Annotated in this window: 20 protein-coding genes; 18 read left to right on the top strand and 2 right to left on the bottom strand. The window is 70.0% G+C overall.

What is annotated here, in order from left to right; translation table 11 throughout:
• From IY392_RS00175 to IY392_RS00245, 15 genes are all read left to right on the top strand, one after another.
• Positions 1-787: phosphatidylinositol mannoside acyltransferase (locus tag IY392_RS00175; protein WP_194860213.1), on the top strand; the 787-nt coding region annotated here is incomplete at its 5' end.
• A 7-nt stretch (positions 788-794) separates the two neighbouring features.
• Positions 795-1,910 carry a glycosyltransferase family 4 protein gene (locus IY392_RS00180; RefSeq protein WP_107756556.1) on the top strand — a complete coding sequence of 372 codons (1,116 nt, stop codon included), beginning with the start codon at positions 795-797 and terminating at the stop codon, positions 1,908-1,910.
• Complete coding sequence (locus tag IY392_RS00185; protein WP_194860214.1) at positions 1,900-2,532, top strand: NUDIX hydrolase; 633 nt, start codon at positions 1,900-1,902, stop codon at positions 2,530-2,532. Before IY392_RS00180 ends, IY392_RS00185 begins: the two co-directional genes overlap by 11 nt.
• A 95-nt stretch (positions 2,533-2,627) precedes the next feature.
• Positions 2,628-3,533, top strand: a complete 906-nt coding sequence (gene pdxS, locus IY392_RS00190) for a pyridoxal 5'-phosphate synthase lyase subunit PdxS (RefSeq protein ID WP_107756554.1) — start codon at positions 2,628-2,630, stop codon at positions 3,531-3,533.
• Positions 3,534-3,540: 7 nt separating this feature from the next.
• The gene (locus IY392_RS00195) at positions 3,541-4,419 is read left to right on the top strand and encodes an acyl-CoA thioesterase II (RefSeq protein WP_107756553.1); all 879 of its coding nucleotides are present in this window, start codon (positions 3,541-3,543) and stop codon (positions 4,417-4,419) included.
• Positions 4,416-5,033 (top strand): pyridoxal 5'-phosphate synthase glutaminase subunit PdxT, encoded by a 618-nt coding sequence (pdxT, locus tag IY392_RS00200; protein ID WP_107756552.1) that lies wholly within the window; start codon positions 4,416-4,418, stop codon positions 5,031-5,033. The genes IY392_RS00195 and pdxT overlap by 4 nt, the downstream gene beginning before the upstream one ends.
• Before the next feature lie 81 nt (positions 5,034-5,114).
• Positions 5,115-5,867, top strand: coding sequence for a YebC/PmpR family DNA-binding transcriptional regulator (locus IY392_RS00205; protein WP_194860215.1), 753 nt, complete (start codon positions 5,115-5,117; stop codon positions 5,865-5,867).
• Positions 5,868-5,926: 59 nt separating this feature from the next.
• Positions 5,927-6,598, top strand: a complete 672-nt coding sequence (gene ruvC / locus IY392_RS00210; RefSeq protein ID WP_107756550.1) for a crossover junction endodeoxyribonuclease RuvC — start codon at positions 5,927-5,929, stop codon at positions 6,596-6,598.
• Positions 6,595-7,194 (top strand): Holliday junction branch migration protein RuvA, encoded by a 600-nt coding sequence (gene ruvA / locus IY392_RS00215; RefSeq protein ID WP_107756549.1) that lies wholly within the window; start codon positions 6,595-6,597, stop codon positions 7,192-7,194. Before ruvC ends, ruvA begins: the two co-directional genes overlap by 4 nt.
• Entirely contained in the window at positions 7,194-8,285 is a 1,092-nt protein-coding gene (ruvB, locus tag IY392_RS00220; RefSeq protein WP_107756548.1) for a Holliday junction branch migration DNA helicase RuvB, read from the top strand. Before ruvA ends, ruvB begins: the two co-directional genes overlap by 1 nt.
• A 92-nt stretch (positions 8,286-8,377) precedes the next feature.
• Positions 8,378-8,704, top strand: coding sequence for a preprotein translocase subunit YajC (gene yajC / locus IY392_RS00225; protein WP_107758097.1), 327 nt, complete (start codon positions 8,378-8,380; stop codon positions 8,702-8,704).
• A 126-nt stretch (positions 8,705-8,830) separates the two neighbouring features.
• A complete protein-coding gene (secD, locus tag IY392_RS00230; protein ID WP_107758096.1) occupies positions 8,831-10,492 on the top strand; it encodes a protein translocase subunit SecD in 1,662 nt (553 codons plus the stop codon).
• Positions 10,489-11,544, top strand: a complete 1,056-nt coding sequence (gene secF, locus IY392_RS00235) for a protein translocase subunit SecF (RefSeq protein WP_194860216.1) — start codon at positions 10,489-10,491, stop codon at positions 11,542-11,544. The genes secD and secF overlap by 4 nt, the downstream gene beginning before the upstream one ends.
• Complete coding sequence (locus IY392_RS00240) at positions 11,541-12,098, top strand: adenine phosphoribosyltransferase (RefSeq protein ID WP_194860217.1); 558 nt, start codon at positions 11,541-11,543, stop codon at positions 12,096-12,098. The genes secF and IY392_RS00240 overlap by 4 nt, the downstream gene beginning before the upstream one ends.
• A gap of 45 nt (positions 12,099-12,143) precedes the next feature.
• Positions 12,144-14,519, top strand: a complete 2,376-nt coding sequence (locus IY392_RS00245) for a bifunctional (p)ppGpp synthetase/guanosine-3',5'-bis(diphosphate) 3'-pyrophosphohydrolase (RefSeq protein ID WP_182613632.1) — start codon at positions 12,144-12,146, stop codon at positions 14,517-14,519.
• 60 nt (positions 14,520-14,579) lie between these two features.
• Here the strand turns inward: IY392_RS00245 and IY392_RS00250 are convergent, their stop codons facing one another.
• A complete protein-coding gene (locus IY392_RS00250; RefSeq protein WP_107756544.1) occupies positions 14,580-15,527 on the bottom strand; it encodes a peptidylprolyl isomerase in 948 nt (315 codons plus the stop codon).
• A gap of 204 nt (positions 15,528-15,731) precedes the next feature.
• Between IY392_RS00250 and IY392_RS00255 the strand changes: the two genes are divergently transcribed.
• From IY392_RS00255 to aspS, 3 genes are all read left to right on the top strand, one after another.
• Positions 15,732-16,397, top strand: coding sequence for an MBL fold metallo-hydrolase (locus IY392_RS00255; protein ID WP_107756543.1), 666 nt, complete (start codon positions 15,732-15,734; stop codon positions 16,395-16,397).
• A gap of 50 nt (positions 16,398-16,447) precedes the next feature.
• Entirely contained in the window at positions 16,448-17,728 is a 1,281-nt protein-coding gene (gene hisS / locus IY392_RS00260) for a histidine--tRNA ligase (RefSeq protein ID WP_156607179.1), read from the top strand.
• A 221-nt stretch (positions 17,729-17,949) separates the two neighbouring features.
• Positions 17,950-19,752 carry an aspartate--tRNA ligase gene (aspS, locus tag IY392_RS00265; protein WP_194860218.1) on the top strand — a complete coding sequence of 601 codons (1,803 nt, stop codon included), beginning with the start codon at positions 17,950-17,952 and terminating at the stop codon, positions 19,750-19,752.
• A gap of 22 nt (positions 19,753-19,774) precedes the next feature.
• On the opposite strand, the gene IY392_RS00270 is transcribed toward aspS, so the two are convergent.
• Positions 19,775-21,018: alkaline phosphatase family protein (locus tag IY392_RS00270; protein ID WP_194860219.1), on the bottom strand; the 1,244-nt coding region annotated here is incomplete at its 5' end.

The raw sequence follows: 21,018 nt of genomic DNA on the forward strand, positions 1-21,018 counted from the left end.
ACGTCAGGGCGAGGACTCCCAACTACGCCGGAACCTGTCGCGGGTCCTCGGCGTCGAGCCGGCACAGGTTCCGGACGACCTCATCCGGGACTCCTTCCGGTCCTATGCCCGTTACTGGCGGGAGGCGTTCCGACTCCCGTCGATGGACCGCGAGGCGGTGGCCCGCGAGATGGATCGGACCATCGAGGGCGTCGAGCATCTCGATGCGGCGCTCGCCGGGGGCCGCGGCGTGATCGTGGCCCTCCCGCACTCGGCCAACTGGGATCTCGGCGGGACCTGGCTGGCCCGCCGGTACGGCACCTTCGCGACGGTCGCGGAGAGGTTGGAGCCGGAATCGCTGTACCAGCGTTTCCTGGCGTACCGGGAGAGCCTGGGCTTCACCATCTATCCGCACACCGGTGGCCCGACGCCTCCGTTCGAGGCGCTGCGCGAGTTCCTCGCCGGGGGCGGGATCGTGTGCCTGCCCGGCGAGCGCGACCTGCGGCACACCGGCGTCCCCGTCACCTTCTTCGGTGAGACCACCCGCATGCCCGCCGGGGCCGCGAGGCTCGCGGTCGAGACCGGGGCCCCGCTCCTTGTGGCGCAGTTCTGGTACCCCGACGAGGAGACGATGCGCGTGCGGATCACCCCGCCCGTGGACGTCTCCGGGGGCGTCGAGGCGGGCGTCCAGGCGATGGCCGACCTGTTCGCCGAGGGGATAGCCCGTCACCCGGCGGACTGGCACATGCTCCAACCCCTCTGGCTGGCCGACCTGTCCGCCGACCGCCGCGCACGGATCGAGGGTTGATCGACCCGTGCGCATCGGCATGATCTGTCCCTACTCCTTCGATGCGCCGGGGGGCGTCCAGGCTCACGTGGTGGACCTGACCGAGGAGCTGCGTCGGCGCGGCCACACGGTCCGGGTACTCGCTCCCGGTCGCGCCGAGAACGCCCCTGTCTCCGGGATGACGCTGACCGGCCCGGGGGTGCCGATCCCGTACAACGGGTCCGTGGCCCGGTTGAGCTTCGGCCCGGCGGCCTGGCGCGCGACCCGTCACTGGCTGCGTGACGAACCGCTCGACGTCTTGCACATCCACGAGCCCAACGCGCCCGGGGTGGGGATGTTCGCCCTGGCCATGTCCTCCGGGCCCATCACGGCGACCTTCCACACCTCGACCACGAAATCGATGATCCTCGGTGCGGCAGACGGGGCCCTCGCGCCACTGCTGGAGAAGATCCGCGGTCGGATCGCGGTCTCGACCCTGGCCCGGCGGTGGCAGATGGAGGCCCTGGGGTCAGGCGCGGTGGAGATCCCCAACGGGGTCGACGTGTCGGCCTTCCGCGGGGTCGACGCCTCCGCCGAGTACAGCGACTCACCCACGGTGGCCTTTCTCGGACGCTACGACGAACCGCGCAAGGGTATGGACGTGCTCGTCTCCGCGCTCCCGGACGTGCTGCGGGCCGTGCCCGGCCTCCGGTTGCGGATCATGGGTGACGGCGACGAACGGGCCCTGCGTGCCCGGTTGCCGTCAGTCCTCGACGTGGAGTTCCTCGGCCGGGTCGACGACACCCGCAAGGCCGCGGTACTCGCGGCGGCGGACGTCTACTGCGCCCCCAACACCGGCGGCGAGAGCTTCGGGATCGTCCTGGTGGAGGCCATGGCCGCCGGGACCGCCGTGGTGGCCTCGGACCTCGACGCGTTCCGCCGTGTCCTGAGCGACGGGGAGTGCGGAGAACTCGCCCCCGTCGGGGATCCCGACGCCCTGGCCCGCGCCCTCATCCGTGTCCTCGGCGACTCCTCGCACCGCGCCGATCTGTGCGCCCGCGCGTCGGAGGCCGTCCGGGAGTTCGACTGGCCGGTCGTGGCCGAGCGCGTGATCCGCGTGTACGAGACCGTCCGCGCCCCCGGGGAGACGCTTCATGTCCGCTGAGGTCGTCCTCGTCGTCGTCCTACTGGCCCTCCTGCTGGTCGCCGCCCTGATCACCGCCTACGTCACCGCCCATCGTCTCGACCGGCTGCACATCCGGACGGATCTCGCCCGGGCGGCCCTGATCGGCGCGCTGGAGCGCCGCCACACGGTGACCGCGGCGATCATCGCCGAACTGGGGGGCAGGGACCCCGTGGCGGCCCAGCGTCTGTCGCACGCCCTCGTGCGGGCTCGGGCCCACCCCTCGGACACCGTCACCGGGACCGACCCCCGTCCGGAGCCGGCGCCGGACAGGCCCGGGCGATCCGGTCGGGCCGGTCCGCCAGGCCCGCCCGGTCACGGAGGTCGGCCCCCTGAGGACGGTTCCCCGGACACCGAACGGGCGGAGAACAGCCTCGGCACGCTGCTGGCGGGGCTTGACGTGGCCGCGCTCCCGGCCGACCTCGCCGCAGAGCTCGAGGACGTGACCGACCGGGTGGCGATGGCCCGGAGTTTCTACAACGACGCGGTCCGCGACACGAGGAACCTGCGCGAGCAGGGCACCGTGAGAGCGTTCCGGCTGGCGGGATGCGCACCGATGCCCGACTACGTCGAACTCGTCGACCACCCACCTGCGGGAGGCTGACCCCGCACGGTGGGGCGGCGGTTGGGGAACCGAGGTCAGGGCGACCTACACTGGACGCCTACCACGAGTCATCGACGCCAGGAAAGGCCTATTTCGTGAGCGAGCCGCAGTCCACCGAGAACACCACCGGAACCGCACGCGTCAAGCGAGGTATGGCCGAGATGCTCAAGGGTGGCGTCATCATGGACGTCGTGACCGCCGAGCAGGCGAAGATCGCCGAGGACGCCGGCGCCGTGGCCGTCATGGCCCTCGAGCGCGTCCCCGCCGACATCCGCGCCCAGGGCGGGGTCGCGCGGATGAGCGACCCCGACCTCATCGACGGGATCATCGACGCCGTCTCCATCCCCGTGATGGCCAAGGCGCGCATCGGTCACTTCGTCGAGGCACAGATCCTCCAGGCGCTCGGCGTGGACTACGTCGACGAGTCCGAGGTCCTCACTCCGGCCGACTATGCCAACCACATCGACAAGTTCGCGTTCACCGTCCCGTTCGTCTGTGGTGCGACCAATCTCGGTGAGGCGCTGCGGCGCATCACCGAGGGCGCGGCGATGATCCGGTCCAAGGGGGAGGCCGGCACGGGCGACGTCTCCAACGCCACCACCCATATGCGCAAGATCCGCCAGGAGATCCGCCGCCTGCAGAACCTGCCCGAGGACGAGCTCTACGTGGCGGCGAAGGAGCTCCAGGCGCCGTACGAGCTGGTCAAGGAGGTGGCTGAGAAGGGCAAGCTCCCCGTGGTGTTGTTCACCGCCGGCGGCATCGCCACCCCCGCCGACGCCGCGATGATGATGCAGCTCGGCGCCGAGGGCGTGTTCGTCGGGTCGGGCATCTTCAAGTCCGGCAATCCCTCCGAGCGCGCCAAGGCGATCGTCAAGGCGACCACCTTCCACGACGACCCCGAGACCCTGGCGACCATCTCCCGCGGTCTGGGCGAGGCCATGGTGGGCATCAACGTCGACGACATCCCGGAGCCGCACCGGCTCGCCGAGCGGGGTTGGTGACCCTCCGGTGGCCAAGATCGAGGACATCCTCGCGATCGAGCGGATCGACCGCGACCTCTACCGCGGTCACGCGATCGAGACCCATCTGCAGCGCACCTTCGGCGGTCAGGTCGCCGGCCAGACACTGACCGCCGCGGTCAGCACCGTCGACGACGACAAGCACGTCCATTCCCTCCACGGGTACTTCATCCGGCCGGGGGTCCCGTCTGCACCCACCGTCTTCCAGGTGGACCGGCTGCGGGACGGGCGGAGCTTCGCCACCCGGCGGGTCACCGCGATCCAGGAAGGTGAGCCGATCTTCTCGATGTCGGCCTCCTTCCACCTCCGCGACCAGGAGGGGATCGAGCATCAGGACCCGATACCACAGGTCATCGATGCCGAGGAGATTCCCGCGCCCCGGTACGAGGACCTGGACGAGACCCACCGCGTCTTCGTGGACGAGTGGGCGCAGTGGGACATCCGGATGGTGCCTCGCGAGAAGCTCCGCGGATCGTCACAGTTCGCCTCCCAGCAGCGGGTGTGGTTCCGATGTGTGGACGAGCTGCCGGACGACCCCAACTTCCACGTCTGCACCCTCGCCTACATGTCGGACATGACCCTGCTCAGCTCGGCGAAAGTCATCCATCCTGACGAGCCGACCCAGGACGCCTCGCTGGACCACGCCATGTGGTTCCTGCGCCCGTTCCGGGCCGACGAGTGGCTGCTGTACGACCAGACGTCACCGTCCGCCTTCGGGGGCCGGGCCCTCACCCAGGGTCGCATCTTCGACCGCACCGGGCGCCTCGTCGCCGCGGTCACCCAGGAAGGGCTGTCGCGTCGGCTCCGGGAGGGCGCGCAACCCTTCCCGGTGGACATGTCGGGTGGCACCGACCCGGACCGAGGGTGAGCGCGTCGGGCCGGCCCCGGATCGGTGTGCTCGCCCTCCAGGGCGACGTCGCCGAGCACCTTCGGCACCTCGAGACCGTCGGCGCCGAGGCCGTGACGGTGCGCCGCCGATCGGAACTCGACTCCGTCGACGGACTGGTGCTCCCGGGCGGTGAATCGACCGCGATGAGCCGCCTGCTGGACGTGTACGAGATGTACGAGCCGGTGTCGGAACGCATCGCGGACGGTATGCCCGTCTACGGCTCGTGCGCGGGCATGATCCTGCTGGCGTCACTGGTGCTCGACACCCGCCCCGACGCCACCTGGTTCTCCGCCATCGACATGACGGTCCGACGCAACGCCTTCGGCCGGCAGGTCGACTCGTTCGAGGCCGACCTCGTCGTCGACGCCCTCGGCCCCGACCCGCTGCGCACCGTGTTCATCCGCGCGCCCTGGGTGGAGAGCGTGGGACCGGACGTCGACGTCCTCGCGGGCGTCCATGCGTCGGACGGCCGGGAGCACGTGGTCGCCGTGCGCCAGGGCAACGCCCTGGCCACCTCGTTCCACCCCGAGGTCACCGACGACGTGCGCGTCCATCGGTACTTCCTCGACATGGTGACGGCGGCGACCTCGTAGAGTGGGCCGTCAGCGGCACCTGTAAGTCACCCGGAGGTCATCCAGGCCTCATCCCCAGACACCCGGAGGGCGGAACTCCCTATGTCAGGCCATTCCAAGTGGGCCACCACCAAGCACAAGAAGGCGGCGATCGACGCCAAGCGCGGAAAGCTCTTCGCCAAGCTCGTCAAGAACATTGAGGTGGCGGCCCGCACCGGTGGTGGTGACCCCGACGGCAACCCGACGCTGTTCGACGCCATCCAGAAGGCCAAGAAGAACTCGGTTCCCGGCGACAACGTCGAGCGAGCGCGTCGGCGTGGTGCCGGCGAGGAGGCGGGCGGCGCCGACTGGGAGACCATCATGTACGAGGGCTACGGGCCCAACGGCGTGGCGATGCTGATCGAATGCCTGACGGACAACCGCAACCGCGCGGCGATGGAGGTCCGGACGGCCATGACCCGGGGCGGCGGCAACCTGGCGGACCCGGGTTCCGTGGCCTACCTCTTCACACGGAAGGGCGAGATCATCCTGGACAAGGGCGATCTCGAGGAGGACGACGTCCTCATGGCGGTGCTCGACGCGGGGGCCGAGGAGGTCAACGACCTCGGCGACCGCTTCGAGGTCATCTGCGAACCCACCGACCTCGTCCAGGTCCGGTCGGCCCTCCAGGCCGCCGGGATCGACTACGACTCGGCCGAGTCGGTCTTCCGGGCTTCCGTAGAGGTGACGGTCGACGCAGAGGGGGCGGGGAGGATCTTCCGCCTCATCGACGCGCTCGAGGACTCGGACGATGTCCAGAACGTGTACTCGAACGTCGACGTACCGGACGACGTGCTCGCGTCGCTGGAGTCCTGAGGAGCCTGGCGCTGGTACGCTATCGAACGTAGGTTCTATCACCGATCGGCGGAGGTTCGATGCGCGTCATGGGAGTGGACCCCGGGCTGACCCGGTGCGGTCTCGCGTTGATCGAGACCGCACCCGGTCGCGGCGTCACCGCCCTCGACGTGGACGTGGTGCGGACCAGAACGGACGAGCCCGTCGAGCGCCGCCTCCGTGCGGTGCACGAGGTGGCCGACGAGTGGATGGCCATCCACCGCCCCGACGTGGTGGCCATCGAGCGGGTCTTCGCCCAGAACCAGGTGTCCACCGCGATGGGCACGGCGCAGGCCGCCGGCGTCGTGGCCATGGCCGCGGCCTACCGGGACATCCCGGTGGCGTTCCACACCCCCTCCGAGGTCAAGGCGGCAGTGACCGGGAGCGGTCGCGCCGATAAGAAGCAGATGACACTCATGGTCACGCGGATACTCGGCCTGCAGAAGCCCCCGAGCCCGGCCGACGCCGCCGACGCGCTGGCGCTGGCCGTCTGCCACAGCTGGCGGGCGCCGATGCAGGGTCGGGTGGCCGCCCTCGACGCCCAGGTGTCGAGATCCCGCGCGGGCTTCGAGGCCAAGGTCGTCGAGGGCAGGGCGGCGGCGACCCGCGCCGCCGGAGTCGGTCGGTCGCGGAGCGGGACTAGCACCGCCGACCAGGAACGCGCGCGGGCGGCGGCACGGGGGATGGCTCGAACGAAGGGAGTGCGCTGGTGATCGCCTCGATCAGGGGGACGGTGGCCGAGATCGGTCTGGACCGCTGCGTGGTGGAGACCGGTGGCGTCGGCGTCCTGGTCCACGCGACACCGGCCGCGCTGGCGGGTCTGCGCCGGGGCGCGGAGGGCACGCTGCACACCGAGCTCGTGGTGCGCGAGGACTCGCTGACGCTCTACGGGTTCGACTCCGCGGACGCCCGTCGCCTCTTCTCCACGGTGCAGACGGTCTCCGGCGTGGGACCGCGCCTGGCCCTGGCGATCCTGGCCACTCTCGAACCCGACCAGCTGGTCCGGGCGCTGGGGACGGAGGACGTCTCGGCGCTCACCCGCGTGCCCGGGGTGGGCAAGCGCACGGCCGAGAGGATGGTCCTCGAGCTCAAGGACAAGGTCGGGCCCGTACACGACGCCGACGGCAGCGCCGCCGGACCCGGGGTGTCCGCGGCCCCGGCGGCGACCGAGGTGGCCGGAGCGCTCGAGGGACTCGGTTTCTCGGCCACGGAGGCGGAGAAGACGGCGGCCGCCGTCCTGTCGGACGATCCGGACCTGGGTCCGGCGGAGGCCCTGCGTCTGGCACTGCGGTCGCTCGGTAGGCGCTGATGACCGGGCCGTACCGGGACGCGGACGGGAGCGAGGCGGAGGTGGGGTTGTCCGCCGCGTCGACCCCGTTCGACTCCGATGTCGAGGGTGCCCTTCGTCCGCGGAACCTCGGGGAGTTCATCGGTCAGGTGACGGTACGCGAGCAACTCGAGCTCGTTCTCACCGCGGCCACCCGGCGTGGGGTGGTCCCGGACCACCTGTTGTTCTCCGGCCCGCCGGGTCTGGGAAAGACGAGCCTGGCGATGATCGTCGCGGCCGAGCTCGGGGGATCGCTCCGCATCACCTCCGGCCCCGCTCTGGAACGCCCGGGGGATCTCGCCGCCATGCTCTCCAACCTCATCGAGGGCGACGTCCTGTTCATCGACGAGATCCACCGGATCGCACGTCCGGCAGAAGAGATGCTGTACCTCGCCATGGAGGACTTCCGGATCGACATCATGGTGGGCAAAGGGCCCGGCGCGACCTCCATCCCGCTGGAGATCGCCCCGTTCACACTGGTCGGCGCAACCACCCGATCAGGTGCGCTCACCGGCCCGTTGCGCGATCGCTTCGGCTTCACGGCGCACATGGACTTCTACACGGACGAGGACCTGGCCCGCATCGTCTCCCGGGCGGCCGAGATCCTCGAGATCCCGGTGCAACCGGACGCGGCGATGGAGATCGCCGGGCGCTCCCGCGGCACACCGCGGATCGCGAACCGCCTGCTGCGCCGCGTGCGCGACTACGCCGAGGTCCGGGCGGACGGGCGGGTCACTGTACCGGTCGCCCGCGCGGCGCTCCGGGTCTACGAGGTGGACGAGCTGGGCCTGGACAGACTGGACCGTGCGGTCCTGCGCGCGCTGCTCGTCCAACATGAGGGCGGGCCGGTCGGATTGAGCACGCTCGCCGTGGCCGTGGGGGAGGAGGCGACCACCCTCGAGGAGGTCTGTGAACCGTTCCTCGTCCGTGCCGGTCTGCTCGCCCGCACGCCCCGTGGCCGGGTCGCCACCGCCGCGGCGTGGGAGCACCTGGGCCTGCGCCGATCGGACAGGGATCCGACCGAACCGATGCTGCCGGTGGAGACGGAGACGGGACCCGGCCCGCGCGGATGACCACCCGGGTGGCATCCTCGGACGAGACCGGTCCGACGCCCGGACCCGACACCTTCGGACCCACCGACGGGTCCCGACACGAGAGGACCCCCATGGGACTGGAACTCCTGTTGCCACTCATGATCATCGCGCTCGTCGCGCTGATGTTCTTCCAGAGCTCCAAGCAGCGGAAGGCGATGAAGGACCTGCAGGAGATGCAGGCCTCACTCTCGGTCGGTGATCAGGTGCTCACCACTTCCGGGCTGCACGCCACGGTCGTCACGGTCGGCGAGGAGACCCTGGTCCTGGAGATCGCCCCCGGGGTCCGGACGCAGTGGGACCGTCGGGTGATCCGCGAGAAGCTCGACCCCGGCACGACCCCCGGATCGTCCACCGGAGAAGACGGCGCTGATTCCGGACGAGGGGCTACCGGCGAGTAGTGTGATGGGGCCGTCCAGCCGGAGGCCCCTGCAGAAGACCGAGAGAGATCACCCGTGTCACCAGTCCGTTCTCGGCGTGTAGACGCCCGCCCCAGGCCCTGGGCACTGCTGTCCTCGTTCTGCTTGGTGTTCTTCATCCTCTTCCTCGCGGCGTTTGCCGTCGCCGATCGGGGACTCGCACCCAAGCTCGGCATCGACCTGCAGGGCGGGACCCGGGTCACGCTGATCCCCATCGGACAGCCCGACGAGCAGGACCTGCGTCTGGCCCAGGACATCATCCGCGATCGCGTCGACGGCCTCGGCGTGGCCGGGACCTCGGTGGTCATCGAGGGCAGCAACATCGTCCTCACGGTCCCCGGCGAGGACTCGAGCCAGGCCCGGGACCTCGGGACCACCTCGCAACTGACGATACGCCCCGTCCTCGAGGTCCAGCCGGTCGCCGAGGGGGACGTCGAACCCGTCGATGCCGCGGTCGGTGACCGAGAGGCGGTCGCCCGGGCGGTGGAGGAGGCCCTCGAGGTACGACAGGGCGACCCCGAGGAACTCATCCAGCGTCTGCCTGAGTTCCGGTGCCCTGAACGAGAGATCACGGCGGGATTCGAGGATCAGTCCCAGGCGTTGATCGCGTGCGGAGAGGGCGCCAAGTACGTCCTCGGCCCCGTCCCGTTGCTCGTCGGCGAACCGGAGGACGGTGAGCGCCTCGACGGCCAGCAGATCGTCAAGGACTCGGTGAGCTCCGGCTTCAGCCAGCAGGCCGGTCAGAACGAGGTGTCGTTCCGGTTCAACGCCGGACCCGGACAACAGGGCAGCGCCACCTGGTCGCGCCTGACCCAGGAGTACCTGCAGCGCCAGATCGCCATCCTCCTGGACGGCGAGGTGATCAGCGCGCCGGTGGTCCAGGGGGTGACCCCGGTCGGGTCGGCCACGTCGATAACCGGCAGTTTCACCATGGACGAGGCGGCGACGCTCGCCGGGAACCTCCGGTTCGGCGCCCTGCCGATCTCGTTCGAGGACCCGAACGTCGACAACGTGCCCGCCTCGCTGGGTCTGGCCTCCCTCGAGGCCGGCCTGCTCGCAGGAGCGATCGGTTTCCTGCTGGTGCTGGTGTACACGGTGCTGTACTACCGGTTGCTCGGCGTGATCGCGTTCTTCTCCCTCGTGATCTCGTTCCTCGTCACCTATGTGATGCTCGTGTTCCTCGGGTACACGGTGGATTACAGCCTCGACCTGGCCGGGGTGGCGGGCCTCATCATCGGTATCGGCATGACCGCGGACTCCTACGTCGTGTTCTTCGAGAGGATCAAGGACGAGCTCCGCGACGGTCACCGGTTCAGATCCGCGGTACCCAGAGCGTGGAAGAGCGCCAGTCGCACCATCATCACCGGCAACGTGGTGAGTCTGATCGGCGCCGTGGTGCTGTACCTGCTGGCCACCGGAGAGGTCCGCGGATTCGCCTTCACCCTGGCACTGAGCACCGTCATGGACGTCCTCGTCGCCTTCACCGTCCTGTGGCCGCTGGTGTACCTGGCCTCGACCAAGCCGTTGTTCACCAAGCCGTGGGCCAACGGCCTCGGCCGGATGGAGTCCCTCCGGGCCGACTCCGCCGAGCGACGCCGCCACGAGCAGGACGCCGAGAAGGACGGATCCGATCCGGGCTCCGAGCGCGGCCGAGGCGTGTCCGCCACCGTGCGGGGCCCGGATGGGCGACCCACCGATCCGGGGCCGGCGTCCCCGGGCGTGACGATGATCCTGCCGCGCCGTGACGACTCCGAGGAGGAGGGCCGATGAGCGCCCCGGGAACGATCGACTCCGACGGCACGGCGGGTCCCGACCAGCCGGAGAGCCTGTTCAACCGTCTCTACACGGGGACCGGCGCGTTCCCGATCGTGCAGCGCCGCCGCCTGTACTTCCTCTTGACCGGGGCGATCGTCGCGATCTGCCTCGCGAGCATCATCTTCCGGGGGTTCACCTTCGGGATCGACTTCACCGGCGGCACCAAGTTGACGATGCCGGCGGGGGATGCGGAGACCGGCCGGGTTGCCGCCGTCGTCGAGGAGACTCTCGGTCAGGAGCCCCAGACGGTCCAGATCGTGGGAGCCGGCAACGCGCGCATCGTCGAGGTGGAGACCGGCTTCCTCACCAGTGACGAGATCTACGCGACCAAGCTCGCGCTCGTGGAGGAGTTCCAGCCCGTCGCGGCGAGCGGCGAGGTCTCGATCGAGGCCGTCGGCGACTCCGCGCGCAGCGAGAGCTGGGGTGGACAGGTCACCCAGCAGATGATCATCGCCCTGGCGGTCTTCATCGTGATCGTGTTCGGCTACATGGCGCTGCGCTTCGAGTGGCGGATGTCGGTGGCCGGCGTCGTCGCGCTTTTCTTCGACGTCATCACCACGGCGGGCGTCTATTCGCTCCTGGGATTCGAGGTCTCACCCGCCACGGTCATCGGCCTGCTCACCATCCTCGGTTTCTCCCTCTATGACACGGTCATCGTGTTCGACAAGGTGGACGAGAACACGCGCGGCAGCAAACACTCCTCGAGCAGCACCTACGCCGAAGAGGCGAACCTCGCGGTCAACCAGACGCTCATGCGATCGATCCACACCACCACCATCGGCATCCTCCCGTTGCTGGCGTTGCTGGTGGTCGCGGTGTGGATCCTCGGGGTGGGCACGCTGCTCGACCTCGCCATCGTCCAGGTCGTCGGCATCATCACGGGCACGTTCTCGTCGATCTTCCTCGCGACCCCGCTGCTGGTGTGGCTCAAGGAGTTCGATCCCGCCACCAAGCGCCAGACCGCCAAGGTCCTGGCCCGCCGGGAGAAGGCCGGGGCCACCGCATGAAGGGCTACGGGACCTCGGGTGTGTCCCCGGGGGTCGTGGCCGCCGTCGAGCGCCTGATGCGCCGGGTCGAGGACTTCCCGGTGGCCGGCGTCCAGTTCTGTGACCTCACCCCCGTGCTGGCCGACCCCGAGGGTTTCGACGCCGTGGTGGCGGGCCTCGCCGCGGGTCATGAGATCGGGTCGGTGGACTACGTGGCAGGGCTGGACGCGCGTGGCTTCCTGCTCGCCGGGGCGGTCGCGTTGCGGCTGCGCACCGGCGTGCTGGCCATCCGAAAGGCGGGCAAACTTCCACCGCCCGTGCACTCGCGCTCGTACGAACTCGAGTACGGGGCGGCGACGCTCGAGCTCCCCGCCGACGGCCTCGACCTCAGTGGCACGCGGATCCTCGTGGTGGACGACGTCCTGGCCACCGGCGGCACTCTCGGAGCGGCCGTCGGGCTCCTCGACGACTGTGGCGCCGTGGTGACCGGCCTGTCGGTGGTGCTCGAAGTACCCGGGCTCGGGGGTAGGGATAGACTGTCCGGCACACCGCTGACCTGCCTCACGGTCGCGTGACCACCGCCCGTCGTTGACGGACCGGACATGGAGGGAGAAGCCGGAATGACCGATCGGCAGGATCCCACCGCGAACATCGGAGCCGGCCCCCAGCCCGCACCTGCGGAGCAGACCCGGTCCAGCACCCAGCCCAACACCCAGCCCCTCCCGGTGATCCCGGGCGCCCGCCCGTCCGCCGGCCGTCGCGTCCGGGCCAGGTGGGCCCGGCGCCTCACCTCGGGGTTGACGGTGACGTCCACTCCCGCGGTCCTGGAACCCCTTGTCCGGGTGCACCGGATCCACCACGCCAAAGCCGACGTGGCGCTGCTCTCGCGTGCCTACGCGCTCGCAGAACGCCAGCACGAGGGCGTGTTCCGGAAATCCGGCGACCCCTACATCACCCATCCACTGGCGGTGGCGACCATCTGCGCCGAGATGGGCATGGACACCACCACCCTCGTGGCAGCGCTGCTGCACGACACCGTGGAGGACACCGACTACTCCCTCGAGGCCCTGGCCTCGGATTTCGGTGACGAGGTCGCACACCTCGTCAACGGGGTCACGAAGCTGGACAAGGTCGACTTCGGCGAGGCGGCCGAGGCCGAGACGATCCGCAAGATGATCATCGCGATGGCGCATGATCCGCGGGTGCTGGTGATCAAGGTCGCCGACCGCCTGCACAACATGCGGACCATGCGATTCCTGCCGCCGGAGAAGCAGGTCAAGAAGGCCCGCGAGACCCTGGAGGTGATCGCGCCTCTGGCCCACCGTCTCGGAATGGCCACCGTGAAGTGGGAACTCGAGGACCTGGCTTTCGCGATCCTGGAGCCCAAGAAGTACCAGGAGATCGTGCGACTGGTCGCCGATCGCGCGCCGAGCCGGGACGTCTACCTGGGAACGGTGATCACCCGGGTCAGGGCCGAGCTGGAGAACGCCCACATCCAGGCCCGGGTCGAGGGCCGACCCAAGCACTACTGGTCGATCTACCAGAAGATGATCGTCCGGGGACGCGAGTTCGACGAGATCCACGACCTGGTGGGCATTCGCGTGCTGTGCGAGGACGTCCGGGACTGCTACGCCGCGATCGGCGTGGTGCATTCCGCCTGGAAACCGATGCCGGGGAGGTTCAAGGACTACATCGCCCAGCCCCGCTTCGGCGTCTACCGCTCACTGCACACCACCGTGATCGGTCCCGACGGCAAACCGTTGGAGATCCAGATCCGGACCCACGAGATGCACCGGAACGCCGAGTACGGGATCGCCGCGCACTGGCGGTACAAGGAGACCCGCGGCAAGCACCACGGCGATCCCGCCGAGGTGGACGAGATGGCGTGGATGCGCCAACTGTTGAGCTGGCAGCGGGAGGCCGCCGATCCGGGGGAGTTCCTGGACTCCCTGCGGTTCGAGATGACCAGCAAGGAGATCTTCGTCTTCACGCCCAAGGGCGACGTGATCAATCTCCCCGTCGGTGCGACACCGGTGGACTTCGCCTACGCCGTCCACACCGAGGTCGGTCACCGGTGCATCGGTGCGCGGGTCAACGGCAAGCTCGTCGCGCTCGAGAGGCCACTGGAGAACGGCGAGGTCGTCGAGGTCTTCACCTCGAAGGACCCCAACGCGGGCCCCAGTCTGGACTGGCAGAAGTTCGTCGTCTCGGGCAGGGCCAAGAGCTCGATCCGGCAGTGGTTCGCCAAGGAGCGGCGCGAGGAGGCCCTCGAACGGGGCAAGGATCTCATCACTCGGGAGGTACGCCGAGGCGGGGTGCCCGTCCACCGGGTCTTCTCCAACGAGTCACTGGCGGGCGTCGCACGTGAGTTGGGTTTCGCCGACGTCACGGCGCTCTACACGGCGATCGGGGAGAACCACGTCTCCGCGAAGCACGTCGTGGGTCGGCTCGTCGCGGCCCACGGGGGGGTCGACGAGGTCACCGAGGAGCTGGCGGACCGTTCGCGGGACAAGAACATCACCTCGAACCGACCGGCGCCCCCCGGTCCGGGGATCCTGGTGGGCGGGGTGAAGGACGTGCACGCCAAGCTCGCCCGCTGTTGCATGCCGGTCCCCGGGGACGAGGTGCTGGGGTTCATCACCCGCGGTGGCACCGTGAGCGTCCACCGCACCGACTGCACCAACGCCTCCGACCTGCACAGGGAGCCCGAGCGACTGGTCAAGGTCGAGTGGGCACCCCAACCCGGGGCGGTGTTCCTGGTGGCGATCCAGGTGGAGGCGCTCGACAGACACAGGCTGCTGTCGGACGTGACCAAGGTGCTGGCGGACGAGAAGGTCAACATCCTGTCCGCGTCCGTCCAGACGGCCGGCGACGACCGGGTGGCGATCTCGCGGTTCACCTTCGAGATGGCCGATCCCAAACACCTCGGACACGTCCTGCAGACGGTCCGGGGCGTCGAGGGGGTCTTCGACGTCAACCGGATGACGTCGAACTGAGCCGGGAGCCCGGTCGGTCCGGCCGCCGACCGCGCCTCGGCGGGCGGGCCGGCCCCCGACTCACCTGTCGGGGAGTCCTGACTGGGCGTCGACGACCACGGACTCGATGGTGACGGGACGCCGCGGCACCTGGTTGTCGCGGTCCGTCGGATCGTCGCTCTTCACGCCGGTCTCGGCGATGTCGTCGAGCACCTCCAGCCCCGGTTCACCGACCGTTCCCATGACGGTGTACTCCGGCGGGAGCGCCGAGTCCTCGTACACCAGGAAGAACTGGCTCCCGGCACTGTCGGGCGCCTGCGACTTGGCCATGGCGACGGTTCCGCGGGGGTAGATGGCGGCACCCGACCCGTCGGCCGCGAGTTCGAGGGTGTCGGGCGCGGGCGGCTCGTCCACCACGGAGTACCCGGGCCCGGACAGCCCGGTCCCCGTCGGGTCGCCGCACTGCAGTACCGACAGTCCGGGAACCTCCTCCGGGCCGGTGGTCTCCTCCGCCACGGTCAGACGGTGGCACTCGGTGTCGTCGAAGTACCGCTGCTCGGCCAGGTGGACGAAGCTCGCGACGTTGCAGGGCGCGCCGGAACGATCGAGCGTGAGGGGGATCTGGCCGCGGTCGGTGGTGATGGTCAGTTCCGCGGTTCCCCGGCGGGCCTGGTCACCCGACGGCGGCTCGGCCTCGCGCCTGTTCTCGTTGACGGTCTCGACCTGCGCGTTGAACTCCTCCACCTCGGCCACCACCTCGTCGCCCTGGTCCTCGAACTCCGCGGGGTCGAGCGGTTGGGGGGTCTCGGTGTCAGCGGGGTACTCGCAGGTCAGCCAGTTGGCCGCGTACTCCTCCGCGCGCTTGCGGTCGTAATTGATCCAGGCGACCACCCCGACGATCCCCAGCAGGACCGCGACGACGACCGAGGCCGCCACGATCTTGAGTTGCTTCTCGCGACGGGCCTGCGCCTCCATCTGCTCGCGCAGGCGCTGGCGCGCCTCGGCTCGGCGTTCCTGGTTGGTGGACACTGACCCTCCTGGGTACCTGGACTAGGCTGGAACAGTCGGCTGGAGCCGCGGTGGGGCCGAAGCGAGCAGACCACAGCGCTCCAGCCCAGGGGTCTTGTCTACCAGGTCGGGGCGAGACGGTTGCACACCACTCCGGTGTGCGGCCCAGTCGGCCCGGGGCCCTGCGACGGAGCCCTCGGGCCATCGAGGAAGGGAGCGCGGGACGTGCAGATCATCGGATTCCCGGCAGGGATGTTCCAGACCAACTGCTACATCGTGTCCGACGCCGCAGGGGACTGCGTCATCGTCGACCCGGGCCAGGACGCCGAGGACCAGGTGCGCCGCCAGGTGTCCGAGGCGGGGCTGCGACCACGGGCGGTACTGCTCACCCACGGTCACCTGGACCACATCTGGAACGCCCGGCAGGTCGCCGATCATTACGGTGTGCCGGCGTACATCCACCCAGAGGACCGCGTGATGCTCTCCGATCCGGGCAAGGGGCTCTCGCTCGACCTGTCCGCCATGCTCAAGGGCGTCACCTTCACCGAGCCGGCGGAGGTCGTGGAGGTGTTCGACGGCGACACCCTGCGATTCGGGTCGATGACCTTCGACGTGGACCACGTACCCGGACACAGCCCCGGGTCGGTGTCCTTCCGGATCGTGGCCGACACAGAGGAGGGGCGGCGGACCATCGTGCTCGGCGGCGACGTGCTGTTCCAGGACGGGGTGGGTCGCACCGATCTTCCCGCGGGCGACACCGATGTGCTGATGCAGTCGATCGCCAAGAAGTTCCTCACACTGGACGACGACGCGGTCGTGCTGCCCGGCCACGGCCCCTCGACCACCGTCGGCCGGGAACGGCGGTCCAACCCGTTCTTACGCGACCTCTAGACCCCCGCCCCCCGATCCACCCACCGACTACACGCAAGGATCCACCACACGTGACCGGCACTCAGAAGAAGACCGCGCTCAAGGCACCGAAGGGGGTGCCGGACTACGTCCCCCCGACCTCGGCCGGGTTCGTCGCGGTCCGGGAGGCGATCACCTCGGCCGCCCGGCGGGCGGGGTACGGGCACATCGAGCTGCCGATCTTCGAGGACACCGCGCTGTTCGCCCGCGGCGTGGGTGAGTCCACCGATGTCGTCTCCAAGGAGATGTACACGTTCTCCGATCGCGGTGGCCGGAGCGTCACCCTCCGGCCCGAGGGGACGGCCGGGGTCATGCGTGCGGTCATCGAGAACGGCCTGGATCGCGGGCAGCTTCCCGTCAAGCTCTGTTACGCCGGCCCGTTCTTCCGCTACGAACGTCCCCAGGCCGGGCGGTACCGCCAGCTGCAGCAGGTCGGCATCGAGGCGATCGGGATCGACGACCCCGCCCTCGACGCCGAGGTGATCGCGGTGGCCGACGAGGCGTTCCGCTCCCTCGGGTTGACCGGGTTCCGACTGGAGCTCACCTCGCTCGGGGACGAGACCTGCCGCCCCGGGTACCGGGAGCGGCTGCAGGCCTTTCTCGCCGGGTTGGATCTCGACGAGGCCACCCGGGAGCGCGCCCGGATCAACCCGCTGCGCGTGCTCGACGACAAGCGCCCGGCGGTCCGTGCCCAGCTCGCGGACGCCCCGCTGATGATCGACCACCTCTCGGACCAGAGCGCCGCCCACTTCGCGGAGGTCCGGTCGCACCTCGACGCACTCGGCGTTGCCTATGAGGTCAATCCCCGGATGGTCCGCGGCCTGGACTACTACACCAAGACCACGTTCGAGTTCGTCCACGACGGACTCGGCGCCCAGTCCGGGATCGGGGGCGGCGGGCGCTACGACGGACTGATGGAACAGCTCGGGGGGCAGGACCTGTCGGGCATCGGATTCGGCATCGGCGTGGACCGCACGATGCTGGCGCTGCAGGCGGAGAGTATCGACCCCACCGTCGGCGGCCGGGTGGACGTGTACGGCGTGGCGCTCGGCGCTCCGGCCAGGGCCGCGATGGTGCCCGTCCTGGCCGGGTTCCGTCAGGCGGGTCTGCGCGCCGACATGGCCTACGGCGACCGCGGCATGAAGGGGGCGTTCAAGGCCGCCGACAGGTCAGGGGCCGCGGTCACCCTCGTGGTGGGTGAGAACGAGTTGGCCTCGGGCACCGTGGTGGTCAAGACGATGGCGACGGGCGAGCAGAACGCGGTCCCGCTGGACTCGGTGGTCGACCACGTCACGGGGCTCGTCGCCCGCTGAGCGCCGACGGGGATCGCGACACCCGCGGACCGGAGGTGCCGCACGACCGGATCGATCCGGCGGGACCGTCCGCGCCGGGCGTCGGCCGCAGCCGACGCCGGGGACACCGGGGGGTGGACGTAGACTGTGCGTCGTCCGAACCCGGGTCCGACCGCACGAACCGCGGCGGGTCCCGTCGCCGTTCGCCGACCATCCAGCATTCCCGACGAGAGGACCACCCCGTGCTGCGCACCCATTCCGCCGGCCAGCTCCGAGCCGCCGACGCCGGGGACACCGTCACCCTGGCCGGCTGGGTGGCGCGCCGCCGGGATCACGGCGGGGTGATCTTCGTCGATCTCCGTGACTCCACAGGCGTGTGTCAGGTGGTGTTCCGCTCCGAGGAGATCGCGGAGCGCGCGCACCGTCTCCGGAACGAGTTCTGCGTCGCCGTCACCGGCGTCGTGGACCGCCGCCCGGAGGGGTCGGAGAACCCTGCCCTCGCGTCCGGTGAGATCGAGGTCGACGTGGTCTCGTTCGAGGTGCTCGGCGAGTCCGCGGCGCTGCCGTTCCAGCTCGACGACGAGGTGGGAGAGGAGGCACGCCTCCGTCACCGCTATCTCGATCTCCGCCGTGAGGGTCCGGGTGCCGCACTGCGACTGCGGTCGAAGGTCAACTCCGCCGCGCGGAGCGTCATGGCACGCCACGACTTCGTCGAGATCGAGACCCCCACCCTCACCCGCTCCACCCCCGAGGGCGCGCGCGACTTCCTCGTCCCCGCACGTCTGCAGCCCGGCACCTTCTACGCCCTCCCGCAGTCGCCGCAGCTGTTCAAGCAGCTCCTCATGGTTGCCGGGATGGAGAAGTACTACCAGATCGCCCGCTGCTACCGGGACGAGGACTTCCGGGCCGACCGGCAGCCGGAGTTCACCCAGCTGGACGTGGAGATGAGCTTCGTCGACCAGGACGACGTGATCGCGGTCGCGGAGGAGATCCTCACCGAGGTGTGGGCGACGGCGGGCTACGAGATCCAGGCCCCCATCCCGCGGATGACCTATGCCGAGGCGATGCGTCGGTACGGCTCCGACAAGCCCGACCTGCGCTTCGACATCGAACTGGTCGAGTGCACCGAGTTCTTCGCCAACACGCCGTTCCGCGTGTTCAAGGCCCCCTACGTCGGCGCGGTGGTCATGAAGGGCGGCGCGTCGCAGCCGCGACGTCAGCTCGACGCCTGGCAGGAATGGGCCAAGCAGCGCGGAGCCAAGGGGCTGGCCTACATCCTGGTCGGTGAGGACGGCGAGCTGGGCGGTCCTGTCGCCAAGAACCTGTCGGACGCCGAGCGGGCGGGCATCGCCGCCCACGTCGGCGCGGAGCCCGGAGACTGCATTTTCTTCGGTGCCGGGGCCGTCAAGTCCACACGCGCGCTCCTCGGCGCGGCCCGTGGCGAGATCGCGGACAAGCTCGGACTGATCGACCCCGAGGCCTGGGCGTTCACGTGGGTGGTCGACGCGCCCATGTTCGAGCCGGCCGACGACGCGACGGCCGCCGGCGACGTGGCGGTGGGCTCGGGCGCGTGGACGGCCGTGCACCACGCGTTCACCTCTCCCAAGCCGGAGCACCTGGACACCTTCGACACCGACCCGGGCTCGGCCCTGGCCTACGCCTACGACATCGTGTGCAACGGCAACGAGATCGGGGGCGGCTCCATCCGCATCCACCGCAAGGACATCCAGGAGCGGGTGTTCGGCGTGATGGGCATCTCCGCCGAGGAGGCGCAGGAGAAGTTCGGCTTCCTGCTCGACGCCTTCTCCTACGGCGCGCCGCCGCACGGCGGAATCGCGTTCGGCTGGGACCGCATCTGTGCGTTGCTGGCCCGGACCGAGTCCATCCGCGACGTCATCGCCTTCCCCAAGTCCGGCGGCGGTGTCGACCCGCTCACCGACGCCCCCGCTCCCATCACTCCGCAGCAGCGCAAGGAGTCGGGAATCGACGCCGCGCCCGTGACCCGCGGTCAGGGGACCCAGGCGGAGCGTGCGTCAGCCGGGTAGTCGGTCCCCGGCGGCCCGGCGGTCAGAGGTGGAACGCCTCGAGCGCCGGGCGGCCGTCCATCCCGGAGTGGTCGAGCCCGAACAACCGGGCGACCGTCGGCGCCACGTCGAGGGTGCGGACCGGGCGGTCGACGGTGCCGCCCCGACGCACGATGCGGTGCCCGCCACCGATGAAGAACGGGATCCCCAGGGTGACCTCGTGCCCGTGGTTCCCGGGAATCGGGTTGGAGAACGGTGTGGGGTCGGAGAACCGCCAACCGGGGTGGCACGTGGCCACCAGGTCCCCGCCTCGGTCCCCGAGGGAGAGTTCGGCGGGATCGTAGAGCCGGTTGACCCCGGGGAGCGCGCCGACGACCTCGCGCAGCCGCCGGAGCGAGGCGTCGCGCTCGCTCGCCGGACCGACATAGGCGAACGTGTCGGCCCCGCCGTTCTGGGCGATGCCGAACCGCCCGCGGATCGCCGCGTCGGCCTCGATCGCCCCGGCGGCGCTGATCAGACTGAGCGGCTCCGACCAGTCCATCCCGTGATCGGCCAGGACGATGACCACCGAGCGCTCCCACCGGCCGGTCGAGCGGAGGAACTGTTCGAACTCCCAGAGTTTGTGGTCGGAGTTGTACACCGCCTGGTTGCGCGCCAGTCGCAGCGAGGTTCCCGAGAGGTCCATGTGTCCGAATCGGTCCATGTCACCCAGGTTGACGAAGGTCATCCTCGGGGCGTGGTCGGTGACGGTCTGCTTGAGTGCCTCGACGGTGAACCAGTCGAGGGAGTGGTCGGTGACCGGAACGAGGGGGAACGGTGCCCACTGCACGCTCGCGCGTCCGCCGAACAGGCCGTGGAGGTAGTCCTTGCTCAACACGCTCGCGGTGGTCAGGCCCGCCTCGGTCCGGATCCGGTCGAGCACCGTCGGTGCGCGGAGGTCATCCGGCCGGTCGAGTGTCCTGTCGGTGCCGGTCGCGTGGTCCCAGACCGAGTTGGCCGGGACCCCGTTCCGCTCGGGCAGGACTCCGGTCACCATCGCCGCGTGGTTCGGGAGCGTCTCGGCGATCATGACCGACGTCGCGTCGGTGAACCTGGTCCCGTCGGAGGCCCACCGGTGCAGGGTGGGGGCCTGGGCCGGGTTGAGTTCGTCCGGTCGCATCCCGTCGGTGACCAGGACGTAGACGTCGAGGTCGTCGGCGACCGGCCGCGTCGGCGTGGCCCAGACCGGGGCCGGCTCGGCGAGCATGGTGACCCCGACCGTGCCCGCGGCGACGACCACACCGGCCC

It is taken from the genome of Dietzia sp. SYD-A1, assembly GCF_015356725.1.
Lineage (GTDB): Bacteria > Actinomycetota > Actinomycetes > Mycobacteriales > Mycobacteriaceae > Dietzia.